2 protein-coding genes and 1 pseudogene are annotated in these 1,893 nt (G+C 66.6%); 2 read left to right on the top strand and 1 reads right to left on the bottom strand.

The features are described 5' to 3' along the window. Positions 1 to 100 (top strand): annotated as a pseudogene (locus ACFXOA_RS32255) (IS481 family transposase); the annotation flags it as partial. On the opposite strand, the gene ACFXOA_RS32250 reads toward ACFXOA_RS32255, so the two are convergent. Beyond that, the gene (locus ACFXOA_RS32250) at positions 97 to 1,002 is read right to left on the bottom strand and encodes a helix-turn-helix domain-containing protein (protein ID WP_385035729.1); all 906 of its coding nucleotides are present in this window, start codon (positions 1,000 to 1,002) and stop codon (positions 97 to 99) included. The pseudogene ACFXOA_RS32255 and the gene ACFXOA_RS32250 sit on opposite strands and share 4 nt — an antisense overlap. Before the next feature lie 168 nt (positions 1,003 to 1,170). Between ACFXOA_RS32250 and ACFXOA_RS32245 the strand changes: the two genes are divergently transcribed. Then, positions 1,171 to 1,470 carry a putative quinol monooxygenase gene (locus tag ACFXOA_RS32245; protein ID WP_385035727.1) on the top strand — a complete coding sequence of 100 codons (300 nt, stop codon included), beginning with the start codon at positions 1,171 to 1,173 and terminating at the stop codon, positions 1,468 to 1,470. Positions 1,471 to 1,893 lie beyond the last annotated feature (423 nt).

Here is a 1,893-nt window from a genome sequence, read left to right as displayed (position 1 = left end):
CCACTGGCTCCACTCCTACAATCACCACCGCGGCCACACCGCACTCGCAGGCAAACCACCCGCCAGCCGCGTCCCCAACCTCACAGGGCAATACAGCTAGTTGGCCCGTGAGCGCTGTGCTTGGCCCGGCTGCGCGTCGCGTTTGGCCCGTGTCTCACCGACGGCGGGCCGTGACTGGCTGAGGCTGGCGAGAAGCTGCAGGGTGGTGGCGGCGTCCGAGCCGGGCGGTGCGCTGTAGATCATCATGGTCATGTCGGGATCGTCCGGGGCGCGCATGGCGACGTAGTCGAGGGTGAGGTTGCCGAGCTGGGGGTGGGCGAAGTGCTTCTTGCCGCGCGTCTTGCCCCGGACGTTGTGGTTCGCCCAGAGGCGGCGAAAGTTGTCGCTACCCAGGGAAAGTTCGCCGATCAGGCTAGCCAGTTGGGGGTCGTCTGCGTGGCGGCCGGCGTCGAGACGGAGGTTCGCGACGGTGTCACGGGCCTTGTCGTCCCAGTCGGGGTAGAGGTCCTTGGCTGCCTCGTCGAGGAAGACCAGCCGGGCCATATTCCGCTCGGCGGCCGGTATGGAGGGAAAGTCGGCGATCAGGGCGCGGGCCATATCGTTCCAGGCCAGGATGTCCAGGCGGCGGCCGACGATGTAGGCGGGTGCGCCGTTGAGGGCATGGAGGGCTTGGTGCATTTCTGCACCGACCTGCTGTGGGCGACTGGGGCGCCTGCGGGTGGTAGAGGGACGGGCGAGGTTGTGTAGGTGGGTGCGTTCGTCGCCGTTCAAGCGCAGGGCGCGGGCGACGGCGTCCAGGACGTCGGAGGAGACATTGCGGGCGCGGCCTTGTTCCAGGCGGGTGTAGTAGTCGACGCTGACGCCGGCCAGCAGGGCGAGTTCTTCGCGGCGCAGGCCGGGCACTCGCCGCTGGCTGCCGAAGTCGGGGGTGCCGACGTCTTGGGGGCGAAGCCGGGCCCGCCGGGCCTGCAGAAACTCGCTGAGTTGCTGTGCGCGATCCATGGGTCCAGTGTTGCGGATGCACGAATCGGTCTGCCTGGTTCTGGCAGACCCAGGCAGGCCGGACCCCGGCTGAGCGGAACCCTGGGTAGCCCTCGGATCGGCTTGCAGCATGGATGTCGTTCTCCCGGTGGACATCCACTGCCAGACCCCATTACCTGGAGTTTTCTCATGTCGAACACCTTGACCATCGTCGCCAGCTTCGTCGCCAAGCCGGGGCAGGAGGCGCGGCTGCGGGACGAGCTGAATATGATGATCGCCCCGTCCGTCGACGAAGACGGCTGCCTGGGGTACCAGCCCTTCACCGACCCAAACCGCCCGGAACGGATGGTCATCCTGGAGGAGTGGGCTAGCAGTGAGGCCCTGAATTACCACTTCACGCTGCCGCACTTCCAGCACGTCGCGAAGGTCTTGGACGAGATCCTCGCCGAGCCCTTCACCCTGCGGAAGCTGACCGACATTTCCAACTGAGCCTCCAGTCCGTCGCGGGACGACCGCTCCATCGCTGGGGGCGCCTGAGACCTGAGCTCTTTCTGGCTCACGGGTGAGCGCTGGAGCTGGCCTGGAGGTCACTTGGCGAGCAGGTCTCCGGCATCGATCTGCTGGGGCCAGCTTGTCTGCCTACTCGGTGAGGTGTCGTCGCAGAACTGCATAGTGCGGGCCGGGATTCGGGCGTCGGACGAGCTGATGGCAGGTGGTCGGACGTCGCGCCGCCCATGCTCGGAGGATCTGCTCGGGCTGGGCCTGTTCGAGGGGCCGGGGAGCGAAGCGGTGCTCCCTGTCGGCGTACAAGTGAACGTGGCTCTGGCAAGATTTTCGTAGGCGAAGATCATCTCGGTGGCACGGTCGGCCGGTCCGCATGGTGGGCAGCCTGTGACTGTGCTCTGTTGAACT

This window comes from Streptomyces sp. NPDC059166, assembly GCF_042755185.1.
Lineage (GTDB): Bacteria > Actinomycetota > Actinomycetes > Streptomycetales > Streptomycetaceae > Streptomyces.
Note: the sequence above shows the minus strand (reverse complement) of the source record. Positions and strands in the feature narration are given on the sequence as shown.

Coding starts and splice junctions, on each gene's coding strand:
- ACFXOA_RS32250 (WP_385035729.1), bottom strand. CDS start 1,002: ATGGATCGCGCACAGCAACTCAGCGAGTTTCTGCAGGCCCGGCGGGCC.
- ACFXOA_RS32245 (WP_385035727.1), top strand. CDS start 1,171: ATGTCGAACACCTTGACCATCGTCGCCAGCTTCGTCGCCAAGCCGGGG.